The 2,670-nt window shown below is 67.1% G+C and carries 3 protein-coding genes; all 3 read left to right on the top strand.

Annotated features, from left to right (window positions below; all coding sequences use genetic code 11):
- Positions 1–557, top strand: a 557-nt coding sequence (locus ACY693_RS18030) for a winged helix-turn-helix domain-containing protein (protein WP_462323193.1), incomplete at its 5' end; no start/stop codon positions are given.
- 12 nt (positions 558–569) lie between these two features.
- Entirely contained in the window at positions 570–1,898 is a 1,329-nt protein-coding gene (locus tag ACY693_RS18025) for an ATP-binding protein (protein ID WP_462323192.1), read from the top strand.
- A gap of 313 nt (positions 1,899–2,211) precedes the next feature.
- Positions 2,212–2,670: peroxiredoxin (locus tag ACY693_RS18020; RefSeq protein ID WP_462323191.1), on the top strand; the 459-nt coding region annotated here is incomplete at its 3' end.

Genomic DNA, 2,670 nt, shown 5'->3' with positions numbered 1-2,670 from the left:
TCATCATCCTCGACCTGATGCTGCCGGGCGACGACGGCCTGACCCTAGCAAGGCGCCTGCGCCAGCAGACCCAGGTGCCCATCATCATGTTGTCGGCGCGCGGTGATGAGATCGACCGCATCGTCGGGCTTGAGGTGGGTGCGGATGATTACCTCGCGAAGCCATTCAACCCGCGGGAGCTGTTGGCCCGCATTCGCGCCGTACTGCGCCGACCCGCCCAGACCAGCAGCGACGGCAACGGGGCCGGGCAGATCAGCTTTGGCCCCTATCGGCTCGAGCTCGCCAGCCGACGATTGACCCGCGATGGCAGCAGCGTCGCCCTAACCGGCAGCGAATTCGATCTGCTGCGCATCTTTGCTGAGCATCCAAATCACGTACTGGATCGCGACCGACTGCTCGACCTGCTCAAGGGCTACGAGCGCAATCCCTTCGACCGCAGTATCGATGTCCAGGTCGCGCGACTGCGCGCCAAGATCGAGCCGGACAAGAAGACCCCTTGCTACATCCGCACCGTCTGGGGTCGCGGCTACATCTTCACGCCCGCTGGCGAGCTCTGAGGGCCTCCCCCTATGCGCCTGCGCCCCGGCTCACTCTTCGCCCGGGTACTGCTCACCCTGGTCCTGAGCTTTGGTAGCTTCGCGCTGATCACCTTCGGCTCCATGGTCTACTACGTGCTCTACCCAGTGGTGCAGCGCTCGACCGCCGATCTGGCTGCCTTCATGGAGCTCTCAGCGCGGACGCTGGCAGTACTGCCGGCAGAGGCGCAGCAAGATTACCAGGCCCGATTGCTCGATGAGTATCAGGTGCGCCTGCTGAGCGGTTCGCAGCCGCCACAGGGCCTGGACGACTACTTCTACCCCTATGTGATGCGCCTCAGCCAGGCCCTGAGCCAGCGCCTGGAGCGACCCGTGCGCATGCAAAGCAACCTCATCGACGGCCGCCGCTGGTTCTGGATCGACCTCGAGACCTCCGCTGGCACCATCTGGGCCGGCATCCCCCGGGATCGCATTGGCACCCGACCGATGATCGGCGCCGTGGTCATCAGCGCCCTCGCCGTGCTCCTGGTCGTGGTCACCGCCGCCATCCTTGCGCGCCGGGTCACCGCGCCGCTGACCCGGCTGTCACAGGCCGCCGAGGAGGTCGCCAAGGGCCGCTCGCCCGAGCCGCTCGCCGAGACCGGCCCGCGCGAGCTGGCCAACCTCGCCCGCCAGTTCAACGAGACCAGCCAGCAGGTCAGAGAGCTCCTGGCCGATCGCACGGTCCTGCTGGCCGGGATCTCGCATGATCTGCGCACCCCACTGACACGGCTGCGGCTCGCTGTCGAGATGCTGCCGGAAGACACCGACGCCGCGCTCGCGGCCCGAATGCGCCGGGATATCGACGAGATGAGCGCGCAGATCGGTCAGGCGGTTGAGCTTGGCAGCACGCTCGGCGCCGGCGCCCGCGATCCCGTCGACCTGGCCAAGCTCGTCAGCGAGGTGGTCGGCAACCGGCCACGGGTGCTCTGGCGCCCGTTTGGGCGCTGCATCCACTCGGTCAACGCCGCCGCCCTGCGGCGCATTCTTGGCAACCTGATCGAAAACGCGCTGCGCTATAGCAACGGCAGCGTCGAGGTCCGTCTCGACTGCCGCCACCAGACCCCGGCGCTGTTCGTGCTCGACCGCGGCCCGGGCGTCCCGGCGTCGGAGCGCGAGGCGGTATTCCGACCCTTCTACCGGCTCGAGCGCTCACGCAACCGCAACACCGGCGGTTCCGGCCTCGGCCTCGCGGTCGCCCGTCAGCTCGCCGTTGCCAACGCCATGGAGATCGAGCTCGGTGACCGCGAGGGCGGCGGCCTCATCGCCAGCATTCGGCTCCCGGCGGCCCGCCCCGGCGACGACACCGAGCCGGTGCACTGACGCTGCCACCGACGCAAGTACCGTCAGTCTGCCGATCCGCGCTCTTAGCAGCCAGCTCATAACAGGGCAAGATCCGGAGTTGACGGCTTGGGTAGCGCCACCTAGATTCCGCCCTGAGAGGCAGCCGGCCTGACTCATGTTGCGCCGGCCACGCGCGGTGGCCGAGCCGCCCCGACCCCGGGTGCAACCAGCCGCGTTCGGCCAGTCAGGTGCCATCAGTAAGCCGCCAGCGCCCAGGGTCTGGCGCGGCACACAAGCGCCATCCATGCACCCAGAACGCCCTAGAGAGGCGTCCGCCAGAGGAGATCCCACCATGCTGCAAGCGGGTGACCGTGCCCCCGAGTTCTCATTGCCCGACGCCGACATGGAGCGCGTCACGAGCGCAGATTTACTGAAAGAGAACAGGATGGTCCTCTGCTTCTACCCAAAAGACGACACCCCCGGGTGCACCATGGAAGCGCTCGAGTTCACTGACCTGCAGCCCGAGTTCGAGGCCTGTGGCGCCATCCTTGTCGGCATCAGCCGCGACACCTGCGCCAGCCACGGCGCCTTCCGCGACAAATTCGGCCTCACCATGCGCCTGCTCGCCGACACCGATGGCGAGGTCTGCTCGGCCTATGGCGTGTTACGCGAGAAGGAAAAGAACGGCCAACGCCTGCTCGGCATCGCCCGCACTACCTACATCATTGGCCCCGATGGGATCATCGAGCATGCGCTCTATGATGTCGTGCCCAAGGGGCATGCGCAGCGGGTGTTGGAGCTTGTTCGACAA

The organism is Halochromatium sp. (genome assembly GCF_054919635.1).
Note: the sequence above shows the minus strand (reverse complement) of the source record. Positions and strands in the feature narration are given on the sequence as shown.

Excerpts from the sequence above, each read along its gene's own strand:
- ACY693_RS18025 (WP_462323192.1), top strand. The coding sequence starts at position 570 with ATGCGCCTGCGCCCCGGCTCACTCTTCGCCCGGGTACTGCTCACCCTG.